This window comes from Amycolatopsis sp. NPDC058278 (assembly GCF_042881395.1).
Classification (GTDB): domain Bacteria; phylum Actinomycetota; class Actinomycetes; order Mycobacteriales; family Pseudonocardiaceae; genus Amycolatopsis.
This window is the reverse complement of record NZ_JBHVXZ010000014.1, coordinates 69,648-94,680: the sequence shown is the minus strand read 5'-3', so window position 1 is coordinate 94,680 and position 25,033 is coordinate 69,648. Positions and strand designations below refer to the sequence as shown.

The window sequence follows — 25,033 nt, the reverse complement described above, 5'->3', positions numbered from 1 at the left end:
CTTCCCCGGTCGGGTGACGTTCGCCCAGCGCATTTTCGCCGGTCAGCCCGCGGGGTAAGGATGTCTGCATGCTGGACACCGAAGTCCTGTCGCGGACGGCTCCGCGGGCGCTCGACGTCGTCACCCCGCTCGGGGACGTGCGGTTCGCCGTCCGCGTCGGCGGCTGGGACGTGCCCGCGAGACCCGAGCTGACCTGGGGCCTCGAGTCCGGCGCCCGGCTGTGCCGGTGGCGGCACAGCTCCGTGCGGCTCGACGTCGTGTCCGGGTCCACCGTGTCCGGGCTGCCCGGGGTGACCCGGGAGACCACCGTCCTGCGGGTGCTGGCCCGGGAGGACGTCGGCGAGTTCGTCGTCCAGGCCGAGCTGGCCGGCGCGCCACACGAAGACCGCATCTGGGAAAGCGCCTTCACCGCCGAGACCGCCGACGCCGCGGTGAGCGTCGGCGGCCCCGGGGCCGAGCTGCTGCGGCGGTGTTCGCGGGCCGGGCAGCACGTGCCGCCGTACTGGTCCCGGCTGGTCAGCGGGAACGCCGTCGAGCGCACCGGGGGCCGGCTCACCTGGCGGCTGCCGCGCATCGACCGCGGCGACTACGCCGAGCTGTGGGTGTCCGTCGCGTGGAGTGCGGCGGGCGGGGACCCGGGCCGCGCCGTCGACATCGACGCGGCCCGGGTGCTGCGGGAGCTAACCCAGTGAAATCCGGTCCAGATCCGGAGCCCCGGCGTGGTCGTTGCCGATCCGGACGGTATTGGCGCCCGCGGTCAGCGTCACCGGGACCGAAGTGGTGTACGGGGTGTTGTTCCCGGCGCCGCTGACCTTCACCTCCGCCGGCGCGCCGCCGTTCACCGAGACGAAGTACGACCGGTCGCCGTTGACGGTGAAGTCCAGGTACAGGGTGTACTGACCCGGCGCGGACACCGTCACGCCGGGGAAGGTCACCGCCGCTCCCGGGCCGATGTTGCGCACCTTCTGCCCGCCCGAGCACGGCGAGCAGCTCGTGACGCCGGCGTCGCCGATGTCGTTCGCCGAGTCCTCCGCTTCGCGCATGAACACCCGGTCCGCGGGCCGCGGCCTGACCTGAACCGGCTTGCTCACCGACTTCGCGCGCCCGAGCGTCCGGAAGGTCGCCGTCACCGGGATGCTCACGTCCTGGGCCGCCGGCGCGGTCACCGTCCACGAGCCGCTCAGCACCTGGCCGAGCCCCATGGCGGACGCCGTCACCGGGCCGCCCGTGACCGTCCAGCCCGCCGGGACGACCGGGGTCAGCGACACCTGGTCGATCGGGTCGTCGACGTCCAGCCGCAGGGAGGCGGTGATGTTCAGGGACTGTTGGCCGGGCGAAACCCATTGCACGCCGGCGGGTTGCACGGTCAACGTCGTCTTCGGCGTGTACGACTCGGGCGGCATCGGCGCCACCGCGATCCGGTCGAGGTCCGCCGTTCCCGACACCTTGATCGTGTTGGCGCCGGCGTTCAGCGGCACCGGGATCGCCGCCGGTGCGGTGACCGCGATCGGGGCCGCGCCGTTGACGCTCACCGCGAGCGTGCCCGGTCCGGTGGTGTCCAGCTGCAGCCGGGACGGACCCGTGGCTCGGACGTCGCGGAAGACGACCGCGCCGCGGTCGAGGCCGGTCACCGCGTTCGTGCCCGAGCACGCCTCGCACCACACCGGCGTCGCCTTGCCCTCGAAGCCGTTGCGCCACGACTCCGCTTCCAGCGGCACCTCGCCGCGTGGGTCGGGGTAGCCGTAGGCGACGTCGATCTCGTCGAGCGCCAGCTGCCGGTAGAACGGCTTGGCCTGCGGCCCCGACCACGTGTTCAGCACCTCGAGCTTCAGGTACCGCGCGTGCACCTCGCCGACGTCGATGAACTGGACGCCGCGGTTGCTGGGCAGGGCGCCGGTGCGCACCGTGCGCCAGTTCTTCCCGTCGTCACTGGCGTGGACCCGGTAGTCCTTGATCCGCGCGGAATCCTCGGCGCGGCCGAAGGACTCCCGGGCGTAGGTCGGCGACGACTCCCGCTCGTGCACCGCGAGGTAGGCCGTCGACCGCTTCCGGCCCAGGTCCAGCGTCACGGAGACCGGCAGCTGACCGCCCGCGTCCCAGTAGTTCAGGTAGCTGCCGTCGACGAGGTTCGCCGCCGAAGACGCGTTCGAAGACGCGGTCGCCTTGATCGTGCTCTTGTCGTAGAAGTACTGCTGCCCGGCGGTGTCCACTTTGAACACGGTGTCGTAGGTGTCCCAGTCCTTGATGTCCAGAATGGACAGGTAGCCGCCGGACTGGGCGAACCGCACCGGCTTCCCGGTGCGCAGGTCGGCGACGCCGGTGACGCGGTAGCCGTTGTCGCGCAGGCGGACCAGGTTCGTCGACGGCCGCGTGACGACGTGCACGTACTGCGTCCGTGCCCCGGGCTTGACGGTGATCACGCCGTGGGCGCCGTCGTTCCAGAAGCCGGGCTGGAGGCCGCCGTACATGTATCCGCCGCCCTCGGTGCCTTCGAGCGATTCGCGGATCGGCTGCGTCCAGGACGCCATGAAGGCGTTGAACGCCTCCTGCTGCGGCGGGAACTTCCCGTTCAGCATGGCGGTTTCGGCCATCAGCGACTTGATCGACGAGCCCGCGTTCGTGATGTACCGGCCGGTGGAGAGCCGGAAGTCGACGGCCTGGTCGCCGCCGCTGTACCACCAGTCGCCGTTGGTCGGCAGCTTGTAGTCGGCTTCGGTGAGCCGCGGCATCGGCGTGTAGACCGCCTGCGGGTAGTCGTACGAGGGGGTCATGCCGGTCTTCTGCTCGTTGCTGACCGTGTCCATGATCGGCGTGTCCTCGTTGTTGTTGCTCAGCAACACCGACGGCCGCTTTTCGCGGATGTGCGCGTAGAGCCCGTGTTGCTCCCAGTACTCGTTGTCGTTGTCGATCCAGAACCCGGCCAGGTCCGAGTAGCGGTCCATCACCTCGTCGAACAGGTCGTAGGAGAACTCGCCGAAGCCGGGCCGGGTGGTGAGGTCGACCGGCTTGCCCTTGTACGCCGAGTAGGCGGCCGAGTCGAGGGACTCGTGCCCGGTTTCGTTGTGCCACTGGGGATCGTCGGTCATGTAGAGCATCACGCGGACGCCCTTGGCCCGGCCCGCGGCGATCAGCTCGCCGAGGAAGTCGCGCTGCGTCGAGCAGCTGCCGGGGATCTTCGACGGCCACGGCCGCGCGTAGCCCAGCCGGCTGTGGAAGGTGGTGAGGACGACGTAGGACGCGCCCAGCTTCTTCGCCTCGTCGATCCAGTAGCCCGGCGTCCAGCCGCCGTCGGTGACGTCGCGTTCCCAGGCGGCGCAGTCGGTGTGCCGCGGCGCGGTGAACATGCCCCAGTGCAGGAACAGCCCGGCCGTCGAGCCCCGCAGCCAGTCCTGGCGCGGGTGGTAGAGCTCGGCGTTCGCGGGGCTGACCAGGCTCGCCACCAGCGCGACGGCGGCGGCGAGGCAGGCAAGCAGTCGGATTCTCAAGGGACCTCCTCGTCCGGAGAGATCCGATGATTAGTTCCTGATATATCGTACGTCAAGGGAAGATGCCGCTCATCGGCACACAGTCGTCTGATCTGTCGGCTATTGCTGGTCGCCGAGGTGTCACGCGGTCGTGGCGATCCCTCCGTCGACGGGGACGACGGTGCCCGTCAGGTAAGCGCCTGCCCGGCTGGCGAGGAACACGGCGACACCCGCCATGTCGTCGGCGCGGCCGATCCGGCGTAGCGGCGCTGCCGCCGCGATCGCCTCGCCCAGCTCGTCGAGGGTGGCCGCCATCATCGCCGACGGGAACGGTCCCGGCGCCACCGCGTTCACCGTGATGTGCTGCGGGCCCAGTTCCTTGGCGAGCACCCTGGTGAGCTGGTGCAGCGCGGCCTTGCTGCTGGAGTACGAGTAGTTGGGCCGCTGGGGGATGTGGATGGCGGCGATGCTGCCGATGTTGATGATCCGCGCGGGATCGTCGGCGGTCCCGGCGTGGCGAAGGGCCGGCAGCAGCGCCTGCACCAGCCAAAACGGCGACTTCAGGTTGAGGTCGAGGACGGTGTCCCAGGCCGCGTCCGGGAACGTCGCCAACGGCTCGTCCCACATCGCGCCCGCGTTGTTGACGAGGATGTCGAGACTGCCGGCGTCGGCCGTGACGAGGTGAGCCAGGCGCTCACACTCTTCGTGCCGGGACAGATCGGCGGGGACCGCCCGGACGTCGCCGTACTCGGACAGCTGTTCCTGCGCCTGAGCGCACGCTTGCGCGTTGCGTGAGCTGATGACCACGCGGGCGCCCGCCTGGAGGAGCCCGCGCGCGATCATCATCCCGATGCCCCGGGTGCCACCGGTGACGAGGGCGCGCTTACCGCTCAGATCGAAAAGCTCTGTCTGCGTTGCGAATCGGCTGTTCACCGCTTGTCGCCTTTCTCGTTGGTCGGAGCGGTCATCGGCAGCAACCCGCGCTCGCCGAAGACCTTCTTGGCCGTGAAGGTCGCGTTCAGCGCCTTGGGGAATCCACAGTAGACAGCGGAGTGCAGGAGGGCTTCGACGATTTCCGCCGGCGTGAGGCCGACGTTGAGCGACGCGTTGACGTGCACTTCCAGTTGCGGCTCGCAGCCGCCGAGGGCGGTGAGCATGCCGAGGGTGACCAGCTGCCGGTCGCGCGGCGCCAGCCCCGGCCGCGAGTAGATTTCCCCGAACCCCCAGGAGACGACGGCCTCGCCTAGCGCGGGGGAGACGTCGGCGAGCGCGTCGATCACCCGCTGCCCGCTCTCGCCGTCGATCTCGGTCAGGGTCTTCAGGCCACGTTCGAAGCGCTCGTCGGTCATGTCGGGTTCCTTTTCCCAGCGATCTTGTCTCGGACGACGCTAGGTGCTGGAGCGCGCTCCAGGTCAAACGTGTCACAAACATCCGCCCGCGTTCGTCAAGGTGGTGATCGCACCGCGAAAGGACGAACCCCCGTGAACGACGAGCTCCTGGCCCGCAGCTTCGAAGCCCACCGCGCCCACCTGCGGTCCGTCGCCTACCGGATGCTGGGTTCGCTGACCGAGGCCGAGGACGCCGTCCAGGAGTCGTGGCTGAAGCTGAGCCGGAGCGACACCGCGGCCGTCGAAAACCTGGCCGGGTGGCTCACCACCGTCGTCGGGCGGGTCTGCCTCGACATGCTCCGCTCCCGCAAGGCGCGGCGCGAAGAGCCGTGGGAAACCCTGGTGCCCGACCCGATCGTCAGCCGCGAGGACGACGGCCCCGAACACGAAGCGCTGATGGCCGACTCGGTCGGCCTCGCGCTGCTGGTCGTGCTCGACACGCTCACCCCGGCCGAACGGCTGGCGTTCGTGCTGCGGGACATGTTCGCGATGCCGTTCGAGGAGATCGCCCCGGTCGTCGGCCGGTCCGAGGCAGCGACCCGGCAGCTGGCCAGCCGCGCGCGGCGGCGGGTCCAGGGTGCCCCGGTCGCGCCGGACCCCGATCTCGCCCGGCAGCGCGAAGTCGTCGACGCCTTCCTGGCGGCCGCCCGCGGCGGCGACTTCGACGCGCTCGTCTCGGTTCTGGACCCCGAGGTCGTGCTGCGCGCCGACCGCGGCGCGGCGCAGGGTGGCTCGACCGAGGTCCGCGGCGCCGCGGCGGTGGCGAACCAGGCGCTGACCTTCTCGCGCCTCGGAGCCGGCGGCGGCGTGGTGCACCGGGCGCTGGTCAACGGCGCGGCGGGCGTGGTCGCGACGCGCGAGGGCCGGCCGTTTTCGGTGCTGGGCTTCACGGTCGCGGGCGGCCGGATCGTCGAGATCGACATCCTCGCCGACCCGGACCGCCTCAGCCGGCTGGACCTGGCCGTGCTGGACTGACCACACCGGCAAGACCGACAGCACCGACAAGTCCGACAAGCCCGACAAGACTGACGTCCTCGGCGACGGCGCCGGTTTCGTCCGTCACCAGGGCGATCCCGCCGGCGTCGTCGAAGTGCAGGTACCGGGTGCGGCCGTCCGCGTACCGCCGCACCGCGCCCGCCACCACGACCACCAGCTCGCCGTCTTCGATGGCGTACCGGTCGTCGGGGGTCAGCACCTCGTGGATGTGCGAGCCGTGGGTGACCAGGGTGCGGACGCGGCGGCCGGTGTGGTCGTAGCTGTACAGCGCGTTGGCGCCGTCGTCGCCGTGCACGCCGCGCAGCCGGCCGAACGCGTCCCGGATTTCGCTGCCGGGCGGCAACACCGAGGGGGCGGGCCCGGGCTCGATGTCGCGCACCAGCCCGTTCGGGCCGGTGAGCAGGTGCCGCCCGCCGGCCCAGTGCTCGCTGACGCCGTTCGCGTAGTGCACCGCGGTGCGGCGCCCGCTCAGGTCGTAGGCGACGGCGTCGACGAAGCCGGGCACGCTGACCAGCCTGCCGACCTCGTCGTACTGGTGGTGCACGGTCAGCCGCCCGTCACCGGCGTCGGGGTAGGCCACCTCCGACACCCGCCCGTCGGCCCGGCGGGTCACGTCGAGCCGGTACTCGACGGCGACGTGCGCCGGGCGCCAGCGCAGCTCCGCCGGCCGGCCGAGCGCGTCGTAGCCGAACTGGGTCACCCCGCATTCGTCGGTGACGCGCACCAGGCGACCGCAGCTGTGCGGCCCCGCGCCGCGCGGCACCGTGAGCCCGCCGTCGTGGTAGGTGAACGTGGTGACCGGCGTGCCGCGCGGGTCGTCGACGAGCACCGCGACCACCCGGCCGGCCGCGTCGCGGACCCGGAACACCGTGTGCCCGCCCGCGGTCCGCGACTCGACGACGTCCCCGGCCGCGTTCCGGACGTGCACCACACCGTCCTCGCCGCGCAGCTCCCGCCCAAGCAGATCGTGCACGCCGCTTTCGGGGTGGTGGTCTTCGCGGATCTCCAGCGGGCGGCCCAGTGCGTCGTACCGGAACTCCGCGGGCGGGGGCAGCGGATCGCCGTCGCGGAACGCCCGGCTCGTGCGGCACACCAGGCCCCGCGCGCAGTACTCGTGGTGCTCGTCGACGACGTCGCCGAGCAGTTCCGCGTGCCGCCGTTCCAGCAGCCGCCCGGCGCCGTCGCGCAGCTCGGCGGTCACCAGCACCTCCGCCTCGCCGGACACCGCGCGCTCCTCGGTGGTGACCCGCACCGGCCCGCTGTGGTCGTAGCGGTACCGGACGGTCGGCAGGTCCGCCGAGTCGCCCGGCCGCACCACCGTTTCGGGCCGTCCCAGCGGGTCGTGGGTCAGCGTGGTCACCGCCCCCGCCGGATCGGTCACCCGGCACACCTGCGCCGTGCGGACGTCGTGGCGCGTGATCGTCACGTTCCCCAGCGGGTCCGTGGTCACCTCGGGGAAGCAGTGGTCGGCGGAATACCGGACCTCCCGGGTGTGGCCGAGCGGATCGGTCGTCGTGGTGCGCAGGCCGGCGACGGTGCCGAGCCGCCCGTGGAACGTCGTGACCCACCACCCTTCCTCGCCGGGACGGCGGTGGTAGCCGTGGTGGCGCAGGTCGGGCGGGTGCGAGCCGTAGACGTCGGCGACGAGCGCGTCGGTGAGCACCAGCTCCTCCTGCGCGGTGCAGAAGCCGTGCGAACCGGCGAAGCCGTCGGGCTCTTCGTCGTACCGGAAGATCCTGTCGGACAACACCTTTCCGGTTCCGTCGACCTGGCGGACCCGGGCCGGGAGTGCGGCGAACCGGCGTTCGGGATCGACCGCGTACTTCGTCCGCGTCTCCCGCACGACCGGCTCGCGGCCGGGCCGTTCGGTCGTCTCCACCTCCCGGGCCGGGTTCCCGGCCGTGTCGAAGGCCGTCTCCTTCGTGGTGACCGAAACCGGGACCTCCCGGCGTTCGAACACCGTCGTCACCGAGCGCGTCCACTGTGGACGGCGAAGGTGCTCGACGCGGCGGTACGGCCGGTCCGCCGCCGTCGAGCCGTCGAGGCCGTAGGTCTCCTCCTTGTCCAGGAGCCCTTCGTCGCCGAACCAGCGCACGGTCCGCAGGGTGGGCGCGTACTCGTCGCCGAGGTCGTCCTGGACCACGCGGCCGAAGACGGGGAGCCGGCTGTCGTGGTACTCGAACTCCGTCACGCCCACGTGGCCGGTGGCCGCTTCGCGCCGGGAGACCCGCCGGACCACCGGCACCGTGGCGACGGTCGAGTACTCGATCGCGGTCCGCAGCCCCGTCCCGTTGTCGATCTCGCACAGCCGTCCGGTGCGGGGCAGGTCTTCGAAGGAGTGGTACGGCACGGCGTCGAGCACGGACACCCCGCCGCCGGTCCGCGCCCGCGCGGTCAGCCGGACCCGCCGCGGTGCCGGGGCCGCCACCGAGGCGTAGGCCAGCCGCAAGACCGGAGCGGCGGTTTCGGTGCCGTGGGTGTCGAAGCCGGTGAGCGCCACCGACGTCAGCAGGGACGCGCCGGTGACGTCGTCGGCGTCGTAGCCGAGGGTCCACCGCCGCACGAGCGGCCGCGTCGAGGCGGGCACCCGCAGATCGATCCGCGCGCACCGCAGGGCCGTCGTGACGAGGGTGCCGTCGTGGCCCCGGCGCAGCACGTCCGGCCGCGGTTCGTAGGCGAACTCCACTTCGTACGGGCCGTAGGAGACGCGCGTGAGGTAGGCCTGGCCGCTGTGGTGCGCCCAGCCGAACGTCGCGGTGGTGCCGAACGCGTCCTCGGTCCGGTCGAGGTACCAGGTGGCGCCGTCACCGGGGCCGAGGAAGTGCCGCAGGCCCGCGTCCGTGGTGAGCAGGAAGCCGTCGCCGCGGCGCACGAGCCGGCCCGCCGCCCCGGACGGCGCGTGCTCGTCCGCCGGCCCGACGTGCGGCAGGGGAAGGGTGAACCCGCCGCCGAACGGGCCGTTCGGCGCGCCGGTCGCGTACCGCAGCGCGAGCGCGGGCGCGCTGCCGCCGGGACCGGGCGGCAGGTCGAGCGGCACCGTGAAGCAGCCGCCGCCGGTCGCCGGTTCCGGTGTGAAGGCGGCTTCGTGCGTGCTCGGCCGGAGCACAACCATGGTGATCTCCCCGCAGGTGGATCCGTGACTTCCGGAGGGCCAAGTGGGTGAGCCGGGGGCGCCAGATACGTCGTCACCCGTTTGCCGTCGCCGTTATGCATTCGTGATGTTCGTGTCGTATCCCAATGGCGGCCCGCGGGTCTTTCCCGGTGCCGTTGGTGATCAGTGGCGGGGGCAGAGGCAGCAGGAGGGTGGACCCGATGGTCGTCAGGTTCGTACGGGACGAGACCGCGGAAGCAGCGGTGGAGGACGCGAGCACGCTCAACGAGCTCCCGGCCCCGCCAAGGCAGTTGCTGGACCGGCACGGCGCCCGCGTGCTCGATCCGGCGACGGCCGTCGTCGCGGCCGGGCAGCCGGCCCCGCGCACCACCGTGTACCGGCCGGGCGTGTTCCTCATCCCGCAGCGGTACCTCCGCGACCAGCAGACGCTGGCCGCGATCAACGGCGTCCTGGCCCGCATCGGCCTCTACGCCGAGCCGGCCGGCGTGGGCGACACCAAGGAGGCCGACCGCGTCCGGCAGCTCGGCGAACTGCCCGTCCGCGCCCTGCTGCGCGTCCGCGATGACGCCGGCCCGGTCGTCGTCGACTGCTGGAAAGCGCTCCAGCTGCTGCGGTCCGCGTCGGCGGGCGAGCGGCCCGAGCTCGACCCGAAGGTTGCGGCCACGATCGCGCCGGAGCACCTGCTGTTCACCACGCCGGTGTTCGGCGGGGTGCCGTGGGAGACCAGCGGCCTCGGCGGCACACCGTGGGAGACCAGCGGGTTCGGCGCGGGCAGCTCCTACGGGCGCACCCGCGGCGCCAACCGGATTCCGGTGACGCTGGCCGCGGCGCCGCCCTACCGCAGCGAGGAGCCCGGGCACCGGCGGCCGGTGATCGCGGTGCTGGACACCGGCATCGGCCCGCACCCGTGGTTCGGCCTCACCGACCGCAGCGGCCCGCCGCCGGCCGGCTCCGGGCTCGCCGTCGCGCCGGGCATCCAGGCGGCGATCCTGCAGGCCGAGCTCGCCTCCGGCCCGGCGTTGCCGACGCAGCTGCTCTCGGACCACTGGGACGCGCCGACGACCGGCCAGCCGCTGATCGGCGACGTCGACACCGACACCGGGCACGGCCTGTTCATCGCCGGCATCGTCCGCCAAGCCTGCCCCGAAGCCGACACCCTCGCGATCCGCGTGGTGCACAGCGACGGCGTCGCGTACGAAGCCGACGTGCTGCTCGCCCTGCACCTGCTGGCCGACCGCGTCCGGGCGGCCCAGGCGGACAACCGGCCCGACGACATGGTCGACATCGTCTCGCTGTCGCTGGGCTACTACGAGGAAAACCCGGCGGACATCGCGTACACCGGCCAGTTCGGCGCGGCTATGGCGGAGCTGCTGGGCCTCGGCGTGCTCGTCGTCGCCGCGGCCGGCAACGACGCCACCACCCGCCGGTTCTACCCGGCGGCCTTCGCCGACCAGCCGCTCGGCGGCGGCAGCGGCCCGCAGGTGATCAGCGTCGGGGCGCTCAACCCCGACGTCACCGCGAGCAAGGCGCTGTTCTCCAACGAAGGCCCGTGGGTGCGGGCCTGGGCGACCGGCGCCGGCGTCGTCAGCACCTACCCGACCGACGTCCGCGGCACCGCGGCCGCCGACCACGAGGTGCCGGGCTTCGGCCGCAACTCCTTCGACCCCGACGACTACAGCGCCGGCTTCGCGGTCTGGGACGGGACGTCGTTCGCCGCGCCACTGGCCGCCGCCGAGCTCGGCAAGGCCCTGCTGCAGTCCGGGGACCTCGACACGGTCGACCGCGAAACCGTCGTCAAGCGCGCCTGGACCGCGCTGGGCTCGCTGTGAACGTGGCCAGGACCGACCACGCGCGCGTGGCGACGTTGTTCGACGCCGCGCGGGAGGGCGACCGCGCGGCGCTGGACGAGCTGATTTCCCTGCTCACGCCGTTGCTCTGGCAGGTGGCGCGTGATCAGGGACTCGACGCCGAGCACGCGGCCGACGTCGTGCAGACGACGTGGCTGCGGCTGCTCGGCTCGTTCGCGGAGATCCGCTCGCCGGTCGCGCTGACCGGCTGGCTGATCACCGTCACCAAGCGGGAGGCCTGGCGCACGGGGGAAAAGCGCCAGATCGAGCGGCCGCTGCCGGACCTTCCGGAGCGGCTTTCCGAAGCATCGCCGGCACCCGAGGAGGGGGTGCTGCGCGAGGACCAGCGCGTGCGGTTGTGGCGCGCGGTCGACAACCTGCCCGAACGCTGCCGCAGCCTGCTGCGGATCGTGGCGTTCGTGCACCGGCCGGACTACGCCGAAGTCGGCGCCCGGCTGGGCATGCCGAGGGGGAGTATCGGCCCGACCAGGGGACGTTGCCTCGCGCGCCTGCGCGAGCAGCTACTCGCCAACGGCGAAGGAGATTGGCTGTGACGACCGTCGAACCACCAGGCGCGAACGAGCCCTTGGACGAGCTCGACCTCCGGTTGCTGGCCGGCGTGCGCGAGCTGTGGGAAGACGCCGACCCGATGCCCGCCACGCTGGTGGACCAGATCCGGTTCGCGATCCGGCTGGAGGACGTCGACCTGGAGGTGATGCGCATCCGCGACCTGGAGCAGCTCGCCGGTGCGCGCAGCGCCGCCGAACAGGGCAGGCTCATCACGTTCGACAGCGAGAGCCTGACGATCATGGTGAACGTCAGCCCGGAACCGGGCGGCACGATCCGCCTGGACGGCTGGCTCACCCCGCCCGCCGGGCACCCGATCGAGGTCCGCACCAAGGACGGGACGCTGACGACGACCTCGGACGCCGAAGGCCGGTTCGCGGTCAGCGGGGTGCCGCACGGCATGGTGCAGGTCCTCGTCCGCACGGTGGACCGGTCGAGGACGGTGAGCACGCCGGCGATCGAACTCTGACGCGGGGCGGGTCACCGCTCGGCGAGGTCCTCGGTGGGCCACCGCTCGAGGAACGCTCCGAGCGCGTCGTCGATGAGCGCGCCCCGCGGGGTGGGTTCGTCCCACGGGCCGAGGTGGTCGACGAAGGCGTCGGCCAGCACCTCGAGCACGGCTTCCTGCTGGACGAGCGTCGGTTTCGCCTGCGTTCGCAACGCGGCCAGCAGGTCCGGGGCGCGGTCGTCGAGCAGCTCCACGACAATCCCGCGGTACCGGGGCGGCAGTGCTTCGATGACCGTCGGCACGGGAAGGGGCATTCAGCCACAGTATTGACCCGGTGTCCGGGAACTGCCTGGTACCTCTGACTCGGAGGTACGATCCGGGGCGTTCTTCCCCGGCCGAAAGGGCAGCCCGTGGTCGCGTCGCCGAGGGTCGAAGACCGGGTCCGCGACCTGCACCGGCGGGCGGTCGCGGCGACCAACAACGGCCAGCCGGTGGTCGGCGGCCGGCTGATCCGGTCCGCCGCGCGGCTGCTCGGCCTGCCCACCACCGAACCACCGGAAGGGTGGCCGGCGTGGCCCGATCTCGCGACGCGCGTGCTCGGCACCTACGCGGCCGTCGAAACGGCGCTGGGTCACAGCGCCCGCGGGCTCGCGCTGCTCGACGAGGCCGACGCCCTCGTGTCGGACGCCGGGCGCGGGATCCTGCGCCAGCAGCGGGGTCTCGTGCTCATCCTGATCGGCCGGATGGACGAAGCCCTGGTGTGCTTCGACGAGGCCATCCCGCTGCTGCGGCAGGCCGGCGAGTTCGTCGTGCTCGCCAGGACGCTGCTCAACCGCGCGATGCTGCACCAGTACGCCGGGCGAGTCCGGCTCGCGCTCGCCGACCTCGACCAGTGCGAGCAGATCGGGGCCGGCCATCCCGAAGAAGACGGCCTGGCCCGGATCTTCGCCAAGGCCGCGCACGGCCGCGGCCAGGCGCGGGTGCTCACCGGTGACATCCCCGGCGCCCTGCGCGACTTCGACGCGGCGAGCGGGTTCTACGCCGAGCGGAGCGTCGGGATGCTGCCGGTGCTCGCCGTCGACAAGGCGCGGGCGCTGCTGGCCGCCGGGCTGCCGCACGAAGCCGCCGCCGAACTGGACGCCGCGCTCGAGCAGTTCCCGCGGCTGCGGATGAACCAGGAACACGCCGAAGCCGAGCTGACCAGGGCGCTGGCCGCGCTGGCGAGCGGTGATCCGGCGGCGGCGCGCAGCTGGGCCGGGCGGGCCGAACGCCGGTTTCGCCGTCGCGGCAACGAAACCTGGGCGGCGGTGGCGCAGCTGACGGTGCTGCGCGCGGACTTCGCGGCCGGGCGGCGGATCGCCCGCGTCGGCGCGGAGGCGACCGCGCTGGCCGACCGGCTCACCGCGCTGGGCCTGCGCAACGACGCGGAGATCGCGGCCCTGCTGGCCGCCCGGGCCCGGATCGCCCTCGGCGACCTCGACGGCGCCCGAGCCGGGATCGCCCCGCGCGACCGCCGGACCGCGCCGCTGGAAAACCGCCTGGTCCGGCGGCTCGCGCTGGCCGAGCTCGGGGCCGCGACCGGCCACCGGCGCATCACGTTCGCGAACGCGCGGGCCGGGCTGACGCAGCTGCAGCGGCACCGCAGCCGGTTCGGCAGCGTCGACCTGCAGACCGGGACGACGTCGCTGGGCAAGGAACTCGCCGACGCGGGGCTCGCCGCCGCGCTCGCCCAGCGCTCGCCGGGCGTGGTGTTCCGCTGGCTCGACCGCTCCCGCGCCCAGGCGTTCCGGTTCCGGCCGGTGCGCCCGCCGTCCCACCCCGAGATCGTCGACGCCGTCGCCGAGCTGCGGTTCCTCTCGATGCAGATTCGCGCGGGCGAGCTCGCCGGGAAGCCGGACACCCAGGCCGTGAAGCGGTGTGCCGCGCTGGAACGGGAGATCCGCGCCAAGGGCTGGCAGGCCGAAGGCGTGGACGTCGACCACGCCGAAGCGAAGCTGCGCGAGATCGGCGACGAGCTCGCGGCGACCGGCAGCGCGATGGTCTGCTTCCTCGCCGACCGCGGCGCGTTGTGCGCGCAGGTGCTCGCGAACCACCGGGTGGCGCTGGTCGAGCTCGGCCCGGCGTCGGCCGTGGCGGAGCCGGTCGCGCGGCTGCACAGCGACCTCGACGCGTTGTGCGGGCGCCAGCTGCCGCCGCAGCTGGACCGGGTCATCCGCCGTTCGGTGCGGACGCAGGTCACCGCGCTCGACGCGGTCCTGCTGGCCCCGCTGGCGTCCCGGCTCGGCGACCTCGACGTCGTCGTCGTGCCGACCGGTGCGCTTTCAGCGATCCCGTGGGGACTGCTGCCGACGCTGCACGGCCGCCCGGTGACGGTCACGCCGTCGTCGTCGGCCTGGTTCGACGCGGGCCGCCGGTCGGGCCGGGCGACCGGAGCGCCGCTGCTCGTCGCGGGCTCCGACCTGACCCACGCGGAGGCGGAGGTCACCCGGCTGGCGCCGCTGTACCCGGACGCCGAGGTCCTGATCGGCCCGGACGCCACGGTCGCGGCCACGCTCAAGGCGTTCGACGGCTGCCGCCTGGCCCACTTCGCCGCGCACGGCCACCACGAGCAGGAGAACGTGCTGTTTTCCCGGCTCAACCTGGCCGACGGGCCGTTGATGGCCTACGACGTCCAGCAGCTGGCCACGGCACCGGAGCAGGTGGTGCTGTCGTCGTGCGACGTCGGACAGGCGGTGGTCCGCGCGGGCGACGAAGTCCTCGGCTTCACGGCGGCGCTGCTCTACGGCGGCAGCCGCACGGTGGTCTCGAGCGTGGCCCGCGTCGACGACCGCACCGCCGGCGGCGTGATGCTGGCGTTCCACCAGGCGCTGGCAGTCGGCACACCCCCGGCCCGGGCCCTGGCGGACGCGGCCAAGGCGGAGCCGCTGATGCCGTTCGTCTGCTTCGGCCGCAGCTGATTCCCTTTCCGACGTCTTCCGGCGTCGCGGCGACCGGCAGCCGCTGCCCGCCACCCACCCGGGCTCGTATGTCAACGGGAACCTGGCCGATCCGGCCTGACGTCACTCGATCGAGTGAAGCCGGGGGCCGCGCGTCATTCCTGGCGCAGGGTTCCCTCTTCCTCGGTGCGGCGGTAACCGGCTGGCACGCCCCCCGACTGGCCGGTTACCGCTGCGAGTTCCCTACTCACGGTGGAGCAGCACGACGGAGTCCGTCCGTCGACGCGCAGGTCCTGTCCGATGGCCGTGCCGGAGTGCGGGTCGGCCGGACAACGGGCTCGACCCCGGCGTCGAGCAGCCCGGAAGACAACCGCACCTTCGAAGATCCGGGCCGGTGTGCCCGCGGGTTAGCGTCGAAAGCCGTGACGGTCGAACAGTGGCACCAGGTGCGCGCGGCCCTGCCCGAGGTCGGCGGCCGGTTCGCCGACCTGCTGACCGGGGTCGGGGACCCGCACGCGCGAGCGCTCGGCGAGTGGTCGATCGCCGAAGCGGCGTCGCACGTGGGGATGATCGCGCTGATGTACACGGCGATGATCCGCGGCGACGGCGGCCCGCTCCCGCTGCCGGGTCTCGAAGAGCCGATCGACACGGCGAGCGTCGACACGATCTCCCGGATGAACGCGCTCGCGCTGGAGCTCCACCCGGAACGCGACCCGGTCCGGCTGGCCGCGCGGCTGCGCGCGGACATCGCCGAGGTGCTGCTGGTCAGCGCGGACCTCGACCCGGAGAAGCCGGTCTGGTGGCTGGGCGGCTCCCGGGTGCCGGTGGCGGGCGTCCTCGCCCACCTGGTCAACGAAATGCTGATCCACGGCCTCGACATCGCCCGCGTCCTCGGGCAGCCGTGGCGCATCCCCGCGCGGCTGGAAGCGCTGTTCCTGGAGCTGTTCCTGTTCGGCATGGTCCGCAACGACATGGGCCACCTCCTCGACGACGCGACGCCGTCGCCGCGTCGCATCGCGGTGGAGTTCCGGTCGGCGTACACGAGACCGGCGGTGCTGGCGCTCCAGCACGGAGGGCTGCGGTACGAGGAGCCGGACGGCACCGCGGACGTCCGGCTGCGGTTCGACCCGGCGGTGCTGGTACCGATGATGTTCGGCCGGATTTCCCACCTCCGCGCGGCCTTGCTCGGCGGCGTGCGAATCGGCGGCCCGCGGCCGTGGCTGCTGCCGGCGTTCCTGCGGACGGTCCGGATGCCCTAGTTCCGCACGCGGAACTCCGAAGACCAGCCGTCGCCCCACTCGGCGTCCCGGGCCGCCCGGTACCGCGGGCCCTGCTTCTTCGAGACGGCGACGCCGGGCTTCAGGCCGTCCGGCGTGCACAGGTCGAGCGCCACCCAGCCCTTGTGCTTCTTCGGGTGCCGGATGATCCGCGCGTCCGGCCGCTCCGGCGTGGTCCGCGACGCGACGACGTAGGCGAACTTCTCGTCCTCGAACCCGAGCGTGCCCGCCTTGAGCTTCCGGTGCAGTCCCGAGCGGGGGAGCCGTGTGGCGAAGTGGCACCAGTCCTCGCCGGGCACGATCGGGCACGCGGCATCGTGCGGGCACGGCGCGACGACGTGCCGGCCGAGCTCGATCAGCTGCGCGCGGGCGGCGCGGATCCGCTCGTAGCCCGCCGGCGTGCCGGGCTCGATCAGCGCGACCGTTCCGGACTTGGCGGCCAGCCAGCGCACGACGTCGGCCCGGGTGGCGTCCGGCAGTTCACCGAGCACGTAGGACAGCGTGACGAGGTCGGCTTCCGGCGCCGGCGCGGCGGGGTCGACGAACCCGCGCCGCCATTCGGCGTCCCGGACCACGGCTCGTCCGGCGCCGGAGGCGAGCCGCTTGCCGAGCCCGACGGCCCCGGCAACCTGCTCCAGCACGGTGCACCGGACCAGCGAAGGCCACACGGCCGCGGCCGCCCAGACGGCGGCACCGGTACCCCCGCCGACGTCGACCTGGGTACGCGGCTCGAAGCCGGGAGCGCGTGACGCGGCTTCGGCGAGCACAGCGTGCACGGCGGCGTAGGTCGCGGGCATGCGATAGCCGGCGTACGCGGCGACGTCGGCTTCGGAGCTGAGGATCGGCGAAGTGGCCGCGTCACCTTGGCGGTAGCGCGTGCTGAGCCGGTCGACGGCCTGGGTCAGCCGGGCCACGGGGTGCCGGGCCAGCTCGGCGTCGAGCGCGGAGGAGAGATCGTCGGGGAGTACCGCCACGACGGGCAGATTAGCCGGGGGCTCATCGGGGCCACGGAGGTAGCTTGGGCGCATGGGGGAATCGCCGTATCAGGACCTCGTCGACGCCGGTGGTCTCGAGGCCGTGCTCCGGGCCGCGTGTCCCGGCTGCGACATCGATCTGCTGGACGCGCGGGGCGCCTTCGGCGGCTTGGTGGCCACGGTCAGCAAGGGCGACCGGGCCGTGAAGGTCTTGCCGCTCGTGCGCGAGCGGCTGTTCCGCGTGCGGCACCTCTTGCGCGGGACGCACCTGAGCCGGCCGGCCACGACCGACCTGACGGAGGTCACCGGCTCCGCCGCGGCTTGGCTCGGCGGCGCCACCGCGCGGGAGCTGGCCGCGGCGTGGCCGTTCGCCGACTTCGCCGACATCGCGGACGCGTACGAGAGCGGCGACCGGATCGAGCTCGCGTGGCAGTTCCGCCGCGCGTACGACCGGCACGACCTGGGCGAGTTCGTCGAGGCGGCGATGCGGGAGCCGAGGCTGCGGCGGATGTACCCGTTCACGTCGATGTACTGGATGTCCTTCCGGCCGACCGCGGACGAGTACCGGGTGCCCGGCCCGTGGGTCCGGTCGGCCCGCGACGGCCGGTTCACCGTCGTCGCGAAGGATCGGCGGGAGGAACCCGACGTCACGTACGACGCCGCCGAAGCGGTCCGGGTGTGCGTGGCCGAGATGGACCGCCTCGGCGTGCCGTCGCCGGGGGAGGTCGGGCGCCCCCCTGTCCGGATTGTCCCCACGGATCCGCGCTGAGCTGCTAGTTTTCCGGCGCGAAAAGTTTTTTGCGGGAGCTGTCGATCCGGGGCCGGGCCGTTCGACGCGTAGGCAAGACCAGACCGAGAGGAGACCGCGATGCGGTTCATGGTGATCGTCAAGTCGAACGAAGACTCCGAGGCGGGCCAGGGCCCCAGCGCCGAGCTGCTGGAGCAGATGGGGAAGTTCAACGAAGAGATGGTCAAGGCCGGCATCCTGCTCGCCGGCGAAGGGCTCACGCCGAGCTCGCAGGGCGCGCGGGTCGTCTTCTCCGGCACCGAGGAGCCCAAGGTCGTCGACGGTCCGTTCGCCGAGACCAAGGAGCTCGTCGGCGGCTTCTGGATCCTGCAGTGCCGCGACCGCGAAGAGTGCATCGAGTGGATCAAGCGGATGCCCAACCCCGACGGCCAGGCCGGTGAGGTCGAGATCCGCCGCGTCGCCGAGGCCGCCGACTTCGAGAACATGACGCCGGAAGTCGCCGAACTGGAAGGCCGGCTGCGGGCGCAGTCCGCCGGCCAGGCGTGACGCCGTGCGGTTCCTGGTGATCGTGAAGGCGAGCCCCGAGTCGGAGGCGGCCGGGTTCCAGCCCAGCGCCGAAGAGCTGGCCGAGATGACGAAGTTCAACGAACGGCTCGTCGCCGAGGGCCGGATGGAACTCGCCGAGGGGCTCACCTCCAGCGCGGACGGCTCGCGCGTCGTGTTCCAAGGCGACGCGGAGCCCAAGGTCATCGACGGTCCGTTCGCGGAGACCAAGGAACTCATCGCGGGGTTCTGGGTGCTCAAGGGCGAATCCCTCGGCGAGATCGTCGAGCTGATGAAGCAGGTCCCGAACCTCGGTCCGGGGGAGGGAGTGCTGGAGATCCGCCCGATCAGCGAGTAGTGGGTTGCACCGCGCAAGATCACCCTGTCTGATGGCCGGGTGACGGTTGCGGACACCCGGAGAACGGTCGAAACGGTCTGGCGGATCGAGTCGCCGCGGCTCATCGCGGGCCTGGCCCGGATGGCCCGCGGTGACGTCGGTCTCGCCGAGGAACTGGCGCAGGACGCCCTGGTCGCGGCGCTGGAGCAGTGGCCGGATTCGGGTGTCCCCCGCAACCCCGGCGCGTGGCTGATGACCATCGCCAAGCGCCGCGCGGTCGACCAGTTCCGCCGCAACGAGCGGTACGCCGAGAAGCTCGAGGAAGTCGGCCGCGACCAGCAGCTCGGCGAGGGCGTCCTGCTCGACTTCGACGCCGCGCTCGACGACCACATCGAGGACGACGTCCTGCGCCTGTTGTTCGTCGCCTGCCACCCGGTGCTGAACACGCAGGCGCGGGTCGCGTTGACGCTGCGCATGGTCGGCGGCCTCACCACCGACGAGATCGCGCGTGCCTTCCTGGTCCGCGAATCGACGATCGCCCAGCGGATCGTCCGGGCGAAGAAGGCGCTCGCCGCGGCGAAGGTGCCGTTCGAGGTGCCGGAGGGCGACGAGCGCGTCGCGCGGCTGTCGTCCGTGCTCGAAGTCCTCTACCTCGTGTTCAACGAGGGCTACTCGGCCACTCGCGGCGACGACTGGATGCGGCCGGCGCTCTGCGAAGAGGCGATGCGGCTCGGCCGCGTGCTCGCCGGGCTGATGCCGGGCGAGTCGGAGGTCCACGGCCTGGTCGCGCTGATGGAGCTGCAGGCGTCCCGCGCGAAGGCCCGCACCGGCCCGAACGGCGAACCGGTGCTCCTGCTGGACCAGGACCGCTCCCGCTGGGACCGCTTCCTGATCCAGCACGGCCTCGCGGCGCTGACGTTGTCCGAGCAGATCGCCGAGGGCGCGTACGGCCCGTACTCCGCCCAGGCGGCGATCGCGGCCTGCCACGCGCGGGCGCGCACGGCCGAGGAGACGGACTGGGCCCGCATCGCGGCGCTCTACGAAGGCCTCGGCAAGCTCCAGCCGTCCCCGGTGATCGAGCTGAACCGCGGCGTCGCGGTGGCGATGGCGTACGGCCCCGAGGCGGGCTTGGCGGTCGTCGACGCCGTCGCCGGGGAAGCGGCGTTGAAGGATTACCACCTGCTGCCGAGCGTCCGCGGCGACCTCCTGGAGAAGGTCGGCCGGCTCGAGGAAGCCGAGCAGGAGTTCCGGCGGGCGGCCGAGATGACGGAGAACTCCCGCGAGCGCGCTCTCCTGCTGGACCGCGCGACGGCGGTGGGTCGTTAGCCGTTCCGATTTGCCGGATCTGGTCGCTATGCTCCCGCGATGGCAGGCGGAAGACGTCGCGCGGACGTCCGCATCGGACACGACGCCCGCGCTGAGGTCACCGGCACGCTGGACAAGGCGTTGCGGGAGGGCCGGATCGACCTTGCCGAGTACGAACGGCGGCTGGTGGTGGTGCAGGCCGCCCGGGTGCGGAAGGACCTGACGCCGGCCGTCGCCGATCTGGCCGCTCGGGTTTCCACGGCGGACCGGGAGCGGGCGCTGGTCCAGCTGGCCGACGCCTTGACCGACGGGCGGCTCCGAGCAAGCGCTTACGCCGACGCCGAGGAGCTGCTGAACCGGGCGGTCACGTACGCCGACGTCGAGGCTGTTGTCGGCGATCTGGACGCGAAGGCGAGCCACGTCGAACGCGATCAGGCCATCGCGCGCATCGAGGCTGCGGTGGCCGGTGGGCTGCTGGATCCGGCCGAACAGCACGACCGGTTGGCGGCCGTCCGGCGGGCGGGCACCGATGCCCAGCTCGCCGCGTTGGTGGCCGACTTGCCGACGGGTGCGGGCGCGGCTCGCTCACCACGTGCGTCCCACGCCGACCGGGAAGCCGTTGTCGCGCAACTGCAAGACGCCGTGGAGGCGGGTCTGATCGAGCTGTCCGAGTTCGACGAGCGGGTGCGTGCGGTGTATGCGGCGCGGTTGCGTGACGAGCTGGCGAGGGTGGTGGCGGACTTGCCGCCGCCGTCGACCTCCGCGGAGCCCGCGCCGCCTGTCGAGGTCGCCAAGACGCGGTGGGTGCCGACGGTGCGAGCCGGCCAGCGGGCCGCCGTGACCGCCGGTATCGGCTTCCTTCCCTTGTTCTACCTCGTACTCTTCCTGGCGAACTCGGGTTTCGCGTCCGCCGCGATCGTGACGGCGGTGGCCTCGGTGATCGTGATCGTCGGGCTCCTGGTGTGGGGCGCCCGCACCGTCGCGGCTGCCAATGCCCTGGAGCGGGCTCGGCCTTCCTCGGAGGAGGCAGAGCCGGCTCCGGCCGAACCGGAGCCGGTTGCCCGGCGGAAGGAGACGCCGCCACGTCGGCGGTCGCTGGGTGGGCACAAGGCCGGCCTCGCGTCACTGACGGCTCTGATGCTGCCCGACGGCACCCCGGTGGCGATCACCGGCGGTCGGGACAACACCGCGAAGGTATGGGACCTCACGGACAACACGCTGCGGCACACGCTCAGCGGTCACACCCACGACGTGCGGGGTGTCGCGGCCATGGTCCTCCCGGACGGTGTCCCGGTCGCAGTCACGGTCAGCCCGAACCGGACGGTGAGGGTGTGGGACCTCCGTGACGGATCGCCGCGCGGGGCACTGCCGAAACCGGCCAGGAACTCGTGCGCGGTGCGGTGCTTGTCGCTGGCCAACGGCACTCCGGTCGCGGTCACCCACAACGGGAGCAAGGCGATCCAGACGTGGGATCTGCGAGACCACAAGCTGCTCCACCACTGTTCCGACGACTACTCCTTCGGCAAGGCGGTCCCCGTGGTGCTCCCCGGCGGCACGCCGGTCGTGGTGGTCGCGGGCGGGGACGGACACCTCAGGGTGCTGGACCTGAAGACGGGGGTGATGCGGTTCCGGCTGACCGGCCGCACCCAGCCGGTCAGCTCGATCGACACCGCGGTGCTCCCCGACGGCACCCCGGTTGCCGTGTCCGCGAGCACGGACAAGAAGATCCGGGTCTGGGACCTGCGGAGCGGCGCCCTGCGCCACACCATCACCGGCCTGGTCCACGCGAAAGAAGCCGTGGTGTGCACTTCCTTGCCGGACGGTACCCCGGTCGTGGTCGCCGCCGGCTCCGCGGAGAACACGATGGCGTGGGACCTGCGGGACGGTGCTGTCCTGCCGTACCGGCGCGCCCTGCGGGGCGACATCCTCAGCGCCGTCGCGCTCCCGGACCGGACTTTGGTCCTGGGGCTGGCCACCGACTACGCCACGGTGGGGGTTCGCCGGCTGGCTTAGCGACCTCGCCAGGACAGCGGCGAGAGCGTCAACGCCGCCTCGGCGATCTTCCGCGCCGTCTCGGTCTTGAGCCCCTTCCGTGCGGACTCGATCCACTCGTCGACCGGCCGCACTCCGATGTCCCGGTACTCCAGCGCCTGCAGCAGCATCTCCAGCTTGTCCGCGTCCTTGGCGCACAACGCCTCGGCCGACTCGCGGGTCTCGTACTCGTCGACGGCCTCGCGAACCAGGTCCCGGGACTTCTCCGGCAGCGACGCCGTCTGGTCCGCCGTGATCTCCCTCGGCTCCGGCTTGCGCAGGTAGTCCACGGCCGTCAGCGGCAGGTCGCCCGTGCGCGTCTCCTGCGTGTCGTGCCAGACCGCCAAGAACGCCGCCCGCTCCGGCGACGCTCCTTCCTCCGCCGCGAGCAGCGCCGCGAGCTGGGCCGCGCGCAGGCTGTGCTCGCCGACCGATTCCGGGTCGCGGACCCCCGCGTGCCACCAGCCCGACCGCCGGACGCGCTTGAGCAGACCCAGCTCGTAGCCGAAGGACGCCAGTGACTCACTCATGCGGCCCAGCCTAGGGCGAGGGAATCATCGCCGTCAGGATCGTCGCCTGGAGCAGGGAAATCACCCCGACCACCGCGGTCAGCAGCAGCGACCACAGGAACGTCTGCCGCAGCAGCGAGCCCTCCTTGCCGCTCTGGCCGATCGCCGTCGCGCCGATCGACAGGTTCTGCGGCGAGATCATCTTGCCCATCACGCCACCCGAGGTGTTCGTCGCGCCGGCCAGGATCGGGTTGAGGTTCAGCTGCTGCGCCGAGATCACCTGCATCGGGCCGAACAGGCTGTTCGTCGACGCGTCCGAGCCGGTGAGGAACACGCCCAGCCAGCCGATGTACGCCGAGAACAGCGGGAAGACCACGCCGGTCGTCGCCAGGGCCAGGCCCAGTGTCTGCGTCGCGCCCGAGTAGTTCATCACGAACGCGATCGCCAGGATCATGAAGATCGTCGCCAGTGCCCAGCGCATCTGGTGCAGCGTCTTCCGGTAGGTCGTCAGCAGCAGTTTCGGCCGCCCGCCCATCGCGAAGCCGGCGATCACCGCCGCGAGCAGGGCGACCGTGCCCGGCGAGAACAGGAAGTCGACGGTCAGTGTCGCCGCGTACGGCGCGTTCTTCGCGGTGATCGGCGGGTGCTGGACGACGTGGTTGTGCAGCCCCGGCCAGGCGAAGATCCAGTCGGCCTTGTGCAGCAGCTTCGTCAGGTCGAGCCAGACCGGGAGGTTCTTGAAGATCGTGCCGATCCGCGACAGGAAGATGGCCAGGATCAGGATGATGTAGGGCATCCACGCGTACAGCGCCCCGCGCTCGGCCTGGGCGGCGCCGAGGCTCTTGGCCGCGGGGGCTTCCTCGCCCTCGAAGCGCCAGACCGTCGCGGGCTGCCAGAACCGGGTCAGGATCCACAGCGCGGCCATCGCGGTGAGCGCGGCGAGGACGTCGACGAGGCTGGCGCTGATGTAGTTGGACGCGACGAACTGCATGGCCGCGAAGGCGAGCCCGGCGGTCAGCACCGCCGGCCACACCTCGAGCATGCGCTTCCAGCCGGCCAGGACCACGACCAGGAACGCGGGGATGATCAGCGCCAGCACCGGCACCTGACGGCCGACCGCCGCCGAGAACAGCTCGGTCGCCCGGTCCGGCTTGAGGTGCATGATCGGCGCGGTCAGCCTGCCGAGCACGATCAGCGGGTTGCCCAGGCCGCCGAACGCGACCGGCGCGGTGTTCGCCAGCAGCGCCAGCACGACGGCCTTCACCGGCGGGAACCCGAGCGCGGCCATCATCGCCGCGGTGATCGCGATCGGCGATCCGCCGCCCGCGACGCCTTCGAGCAGCGCGCCGAAGCTGAACGCGATGAGCAGCGCCTGCAGCCGCCGGTCCTCGCTGAACCCGGCGAGCACCCGCTTGATCGCGTCGAACCGGCCGGTGGCGACGGTGACGTTGTGGAAGTACACGGCGTGGAAGGCGATCCAGGCCACCGACCACACGCCGAACACCACGCCCATCGCCGCGGAGTCGAACGCCAGCGCGGCCGGCATCCGGTAGAGCAGCAGGGCGACACCGAGCGCGGTGACCAGCGCCAGCGCCGCGGACAGGTGCGCGGAGAAGCGGATCACCCCGAGCGAAACGAGCAGCACGATGATCGGGAGCGCGGCGAGCAGCGCGGAAACCCACAGCCCGCCCGCCGGCTGGTAGTCCTGGATCCAGGTCACGTCGGCTCCTTTTGCCGGGTGGGGTGCTCAGGCCGGCCGGCTCCGGACGTACCCGAGCCGCAGGGAGAGGGCGGCGGCGGTCCCGGCCACGGAGGCACCGAGTTCGTCGAGGCGGCGCAGCACGCGCGGAGCGGGCCCGGCGATGCTGATGGCGGCGATCGGCCGTCCCGAGTGGTCCCGCACGGCGGCGGCGACGCAGCCGACGTCCGGCTCGTTCTCGACCTCGTCGATCGCCCAGCCGCGGCGGCTGGTCTTCGCGAGTTCGTCGAGCAGCCGGTGCGGGTCGATGATGGTCTTGAGGGTGAGGGAATCGAGCTTCATCCGCCGGACGCGTTCGAGCCGGTCGCCCTCGGGCAGCGCGGCGAGCCAGGCCTTCCCGAGCGACGTCGCGTGCTGCGGCCGCCGCGTCCCGAGCCGGCAAGCGAGGGTGACGGCGCTGGCACTGCGTTCGGTGGCGACGTAGACCATGGTGTCGTTGTCGGGAACGGCGAGGTAGGTGGTTTCGCCGGACCGTTCGGCGAGCGACGCGAGGTACCGCGGAGCACACCGGTGCAGATCGGTCGCGGCCATCGCCCGCGCCCCGAGTTCGACGAGCCGGGTCCCCAGCCGCACCCGCCCGGTGACCTGGTCGGCTTCGAGGTACTCGAGGTTCTTCAGGGTGCCGACGATGCGGTAGGCGGCGCTGCGGGAAAGCCCCAGTTGCCGCGCGATCGCATTGGTGGAAATCTCCTGGTGCCGCCCGACGTGCTCCAGCACGGCGAGCCCGCGTTCGAGAGTTCCGCTTTGTTCAAGCCCGCGCTCCGGTCCCACGTTGCCCTCCGTTGGACAGAT

21 protein-coding genes are annotated in these 25,033 nt (G+C 72.3%); 12 read left to right on the top strand and 9 right to left on the bottom strand.

All coding sequences use genetic code 11. The annotated features are described in order from the left end of the window. Nucleotides 1–68: 68 nt before the first annotated feature. Nucleotides 69–692, top strand: a complete 624-nt coding sequence (locus ACFVYA_RS09995; RefSeq protein ID WP_387044208.1) for a hypothetical protein — start codon at nt 69–71, stop codon at nt 690–692. Here ACFVYA_RS09995 and ACFVYA_RS09990 read toward each other — a convergent pair. From ACFVYA_RS09990 to ACFVYA_RS09980, 3 genes are all read right to left on the bottom strand, one after another. Then, nucleotides 681–3,485 carry an alpha-L-fucosidase gene (locus tag ACFVYA_RS09990; RefSeq protein WP_387044206.1) on the bottom strand — a complete coding sequence of 935 codons (2,805 nt, stop codon included), beginning with the start codon at nt 3,483–3,485 and terminating at the stop codon, nt 681–683. The genes ACFVYA_RS09995 and ACFVYA_RS09990 overlap by 12 nt on opposite strands. Before the next feature lie 120 nt (nt 3,486–3,605). Beyond that, nucleotides 3,606–4,397, bottom strand: a complete 792-nt coding sequence (locus ACFVYA_RS09985; protein ID WP_387044204.1) for an SDR family oxidoreductase — start codon at nt 4,395–4,397, stop codon at nt 3,606–3,608. Beyond that, on the bottom strand, nt 4,394–4,813 hold the full coding sequence (locus ACFVYA_RS09980) for a carboxymuconolactone decarboxylase family protein (protein ID WP_387044202.1): 420 nt from the start codon (nt 4,811–4,813) through the stop codon (nt 4,394–4,396). The genes ACFVYA_RS09985 and ACFVYA_RS09980 overlap by 4 nt, the downstream gene beginning before the upstream one ends. Nucleotides 4,814–4,945: 132 nt before the next feature. Here ACFVYA_RS09980 and sigJ point away from each other — a divergent pair, with 132 nt between their 5' ends. Beyond that, nucleotides 4,946–5,827, top strand: coding sequence for an RNA polymerase sigma factor SigJ (gene sigJ, locus ACFVYA_RS09975; protein WP_387044200.1), 882 nt, complete (start codon nt 4,946–4,948; stop codon nt 5,825–5,827). On the opposite strand, the gene ACFVYA_RS09970 is transcribed toward sigJ, so the two are convergent. Then, on the bottom strand, nt 5,796–8,960 hold the full coding sequence (locus ACFVYA_RS09970) for a SpvB/TcaC N-terminal domain-containing protein (RefSeq protein WP_387044198.1): 3,165 nt from the start codon (nt 8,958–8,960) through the stop codon (nt 5,796–5,798). The two genes, sigJ and ACFVYA_RS09970, sit on opposite strands and share 32 nt — an antisense overlap. Before the next feature lie 200 nt (nt 8,961–9,160). Between ACFVYA_RS09970 and ACFVYA_RS09965 the strand changes: the two genes are divergently transcribed. From ACFVYA_RS09965 to ACFVYA_RS09955, 3 genes are read left to right on the top strand one after another with little or no spacing between them, the layout of a single operon-like run. Beyond that, complete coding sequence (locus tag ACFVYA_RS09965; RefSeq protein WP_387044196.1) at nt 9,161–10,789, top strand: S8 family serine peptidase; 1,629 nt, start codon at nt 9,161–9,163, stop codon at nt 10,787–10,789. After that, the gene (locus ACFVYA_RS09960) at nt 10,786–11,361 is read left to right on the top strand and encodes a sigma-70 family RNA polymerase sigma factor (protein ID WP_353068011.1); all 576 of its coding nucleotides are present in this window, start codon (nt 10,786–10,788) and stop codon (nt 11,359–11,361) included. Before ACFVYA_RS09965 ends, ACFVYA_RS09960 begins: the two co-directional genes overlap by 4 nt. Then, nucleotides 11,358–11,843, top strand: coding sequence for a hypothetical protein (locus ACFVYA_RS09955; RefSeq protein ID WP_285986882.1), 486 nt, complete (start codon nt 11,358–11,360; stop codon nt 11,841–11,843). The genes ACFVYA_RS09960 and ACFVYA_RS09955 overlap by 4 nt, the downstream gene beginning before the upstream one ends. 11 nt (nt 11,844–11,854) lie before the next feature. Here the strand turns inward: ACFVYA_RS09955 and ACFVYA_RS09950 are convergent, their stop codons facing one another. Then, nucleotides 11,855–12,136: a hypothetical protein gene (locus ACFVYA_RS09950; protein ID WP_387044194.1), complete on the bottom strand. Its 282-nt coding sequence runs from the start codon at nt 12,134–12,136 to the stop codon at nt 11,855–11,857. Between the two features lie 96 nt (nt 12,137–12,232). Between ACFVYA_RS09950 and ACFVYA_RS09945 the strand changes: the two genes are divergently transcribed. Further along, nucleotides 12,233–14,779, top strand: coding sequence for a CHAT domain-containing protein (locus ACFVYA_RS09945; RefSeq protein ID WP_387044192.1), 2,547 nt, complete (start codon nt 12,233–12,235; stop codon nt 14,777–14,779). A gap of 401 nt (nt 14,780–15,180) precedes the next feature. Then, complete coding sequence (locus ACFVYA_RS09940) at nt 15,181–16,017, top strand: maleylpyruvate isomerase N-terminal domain-containing protein (RefSeq protein WP_285986879.1); 837 nt, start codon at nt 15,181–15,183, stop codon at nt 16,015–16,017. On the opposite strand, the gene ACFVYA_RS09935 is transcribed toward ACFVYA_RS09940, so the two are convergent. Next, a complete protein-coding gene (locus ACFVYA_RS09935) occupies nt 16,014–17,063 on the bottom strand; it encodes a small ribosomal subunit Rsm22 family protein (protein ID WP_387044190.1) in 1,050 nt (349 codons plus the stop codon). The genes ACFVYA_RS09940 and ACFVYA_RS09935 overlap by 4 nt on opposite strands. On the opposite strand from ACFVYA_RS09935, the gene ACFVYA_RS09930 reads away from it, so the two are divergent. From ACFVYA_RS09930 to ACFVYA_RS09910, 5 genes are all read left to right on the top strand, one after another. Next, nucleotides 17,062–17,778, top strand: coding sequence for a DUF6193 family natural product biosynthesis protein (locus ACFVYA_RS09930; protein WP_387044188.1), 717 nt, complete (start codon nt 17,062–17,064; stop codon nt 17,776–17,778). The genes ACFVYA_RS09935 and ACFVYA_RS09930 overlap by 2 nt on opposite strands. Before the next feature lie 99 nt (nt 17,779–17,877). Continuing rightward, nucleotides 17,878–18,303, top strand: a complete 426-nt coding sequence (locus tag ACFVYA_RS09925; protein ID WP_387044186.1) for a YciI family protein — start codon at nt 17,878–17,880, stop codon at nt 18,301–18,303. A gap of 4 nt (nt 18,304–18,307) precedes the next feature. Next, on the top strand, nt 18,308–18,658 hold the full coding sequence (locus tag ACFVYA_RS09920) for a YciI family protein (protein WP_285986873.1): 351 nt from the start codon (nt 18,308–18,310) through the stop codon (nt 18,656–18,658). A gap of 39 nt (nt 18,659–18,697) precedes the next feature. Beyond that, on the top strand, nt 18,698–19,963 hold the full coding sequence (locus ACFVYA_RS09915; RefSeq protein ID WP_387044184.1) for an RNA polymerase sigma factor: 1,266 nt from the start codon (nt 18,698–18,700) through the stop codon (nt 19,961–19,963). A gap of 39 nt (nt 19,964–20,002) precedes the next feature. After that, complete coding sequence (locus tag ACFVYA_RS09910) at nt 20,003–21,955, top strand: DUF1707 domain-containing protein (protein WP_387044182.1); 1,953 nt, start codon at nt 20,003–20,005, stop codon at nt 21,953–21,955. On the opposite strand, the gene ACFVYA_RS09905 is transcribed toward ACFVYA_RS09910, so the two are convergent. Genes ACFVYA_RS09905 through ACFVYA_RS09895 form a run of 3 tightly spaced genes read right to left on the bottom strand, consistent with a single transcriptional unit; the run spans nt 21,952 to nt 25,012 of the window. After that, complete coding sequence (locus ACFVYA_RS09905) at nt 21,952–22,503, bottom strand: HD family hydrolase (RefSeq protein WP_387044180.1); 552 nt, start codon at nt 22,501–22,503, stop codon at nt 21,952–21,954. The two genes, ACFVYA_RS09910 and ACFVYA_RS09905, sit on opposite strands and share 4 nt — an antisense overlap. A gap of 10 nt (nt 22,504–22,513) precedes the next feature. Continuing rightward, a complete protein-coding gene (locus tag ACFVYA_RS09900) occupies nt 22,514–24,202 on the bottom strand; it encodes an L-lactate permease (protein ID WP_387044178.1) in 1,689 nt (562 codons plus the stop codon). Between the two features lie 27 nt (nt 24,203–24,229). Continuing rightward, nucleotides 24,230–25,012: an IclR family transcriptional regulator gene (locus ACFVYA_RS09895; protein ID WP_034284138.1), complete on the bottom strand. Its 783-nt coding sequence runs from the start codon at nt 25,010–25,012 to the stop codon at nt 24,230–24,232. Nucleotides 25,013–25,033: the final 21 nt, after the last annotated feature.

Coding starts and splice junctions, on each gene's coding strand:
- ACFVYA_RS09995 (WP_387044208.1), top strand. CDS start 69: ATGCTGGACACCGAAGTCCTGTCGCGGACGGCTCCGCGGGCGCTCGAC.
- ACFVYA_RS09980 (WP_387044202.1), bottom strand. CDS start 4,813: ATGACCGACGAGCGCTTCGAACGTGGCCTGAAGACCCTGACCGAGATC.
- ACFVYA_RS09970 (WP_387044198.1), bottom strand. CDS start 8,960: ATGGTTGTGCTCCGGCCGAGCACGCACGAAGCCGCCTTCACACCGGAA.
- ACFVYA_RS09965 (WP_387044196.1), top strand. CDS start 9,161: ATGGTCGTCAGGTTCGTACGGGACGAGACCGCGGAAGCAGCGGTGGAG.
- ACFVYA_RS09950 (WP_387044194.1), bottom strand. CDS start 12,136: ATGCCCCTTCCCGTGCCGACGGTCATCGAAGCACTGCCGCCCCGGTAC.
- ACFVYA_RS09930 (WP_387044188.1), top strand. CDS start 17,062: ATGGGGGAATCGCCGTATCAGGACCTCGTCGACGCCGGTGGTCTCGAG.
- ACFVYA_RS09935 (WP_387044190.1), bottom strand. CDS start 17,063: ATGCGCCCAAGCTACCTCCGTGGCCCCGATGAGCCCCCGGCTAATCTG.
- ACFVYA_RS09925 (WP_387044186.1), top strand. CDS start 17,878: ATGCGGTTCATGGTGATCGTCAAGTCGAACGAAGACTCCGAGGCGGGC.
- ACFVYA_RS09910 (WP_387044182.1), top strand. CDS start 20,003: ATGGCAGGCGGAAGACGTCGCGCGGACGTCCGCATCGGACACGACGCC.
- ACFVYA_RS09905 (WP_387044180.1), bottom strand. CDS start 22,503: ATGAGTGAGTCACTGGCGTCCTTCGGCTACGAGCTGGGTCTGCTCAAG.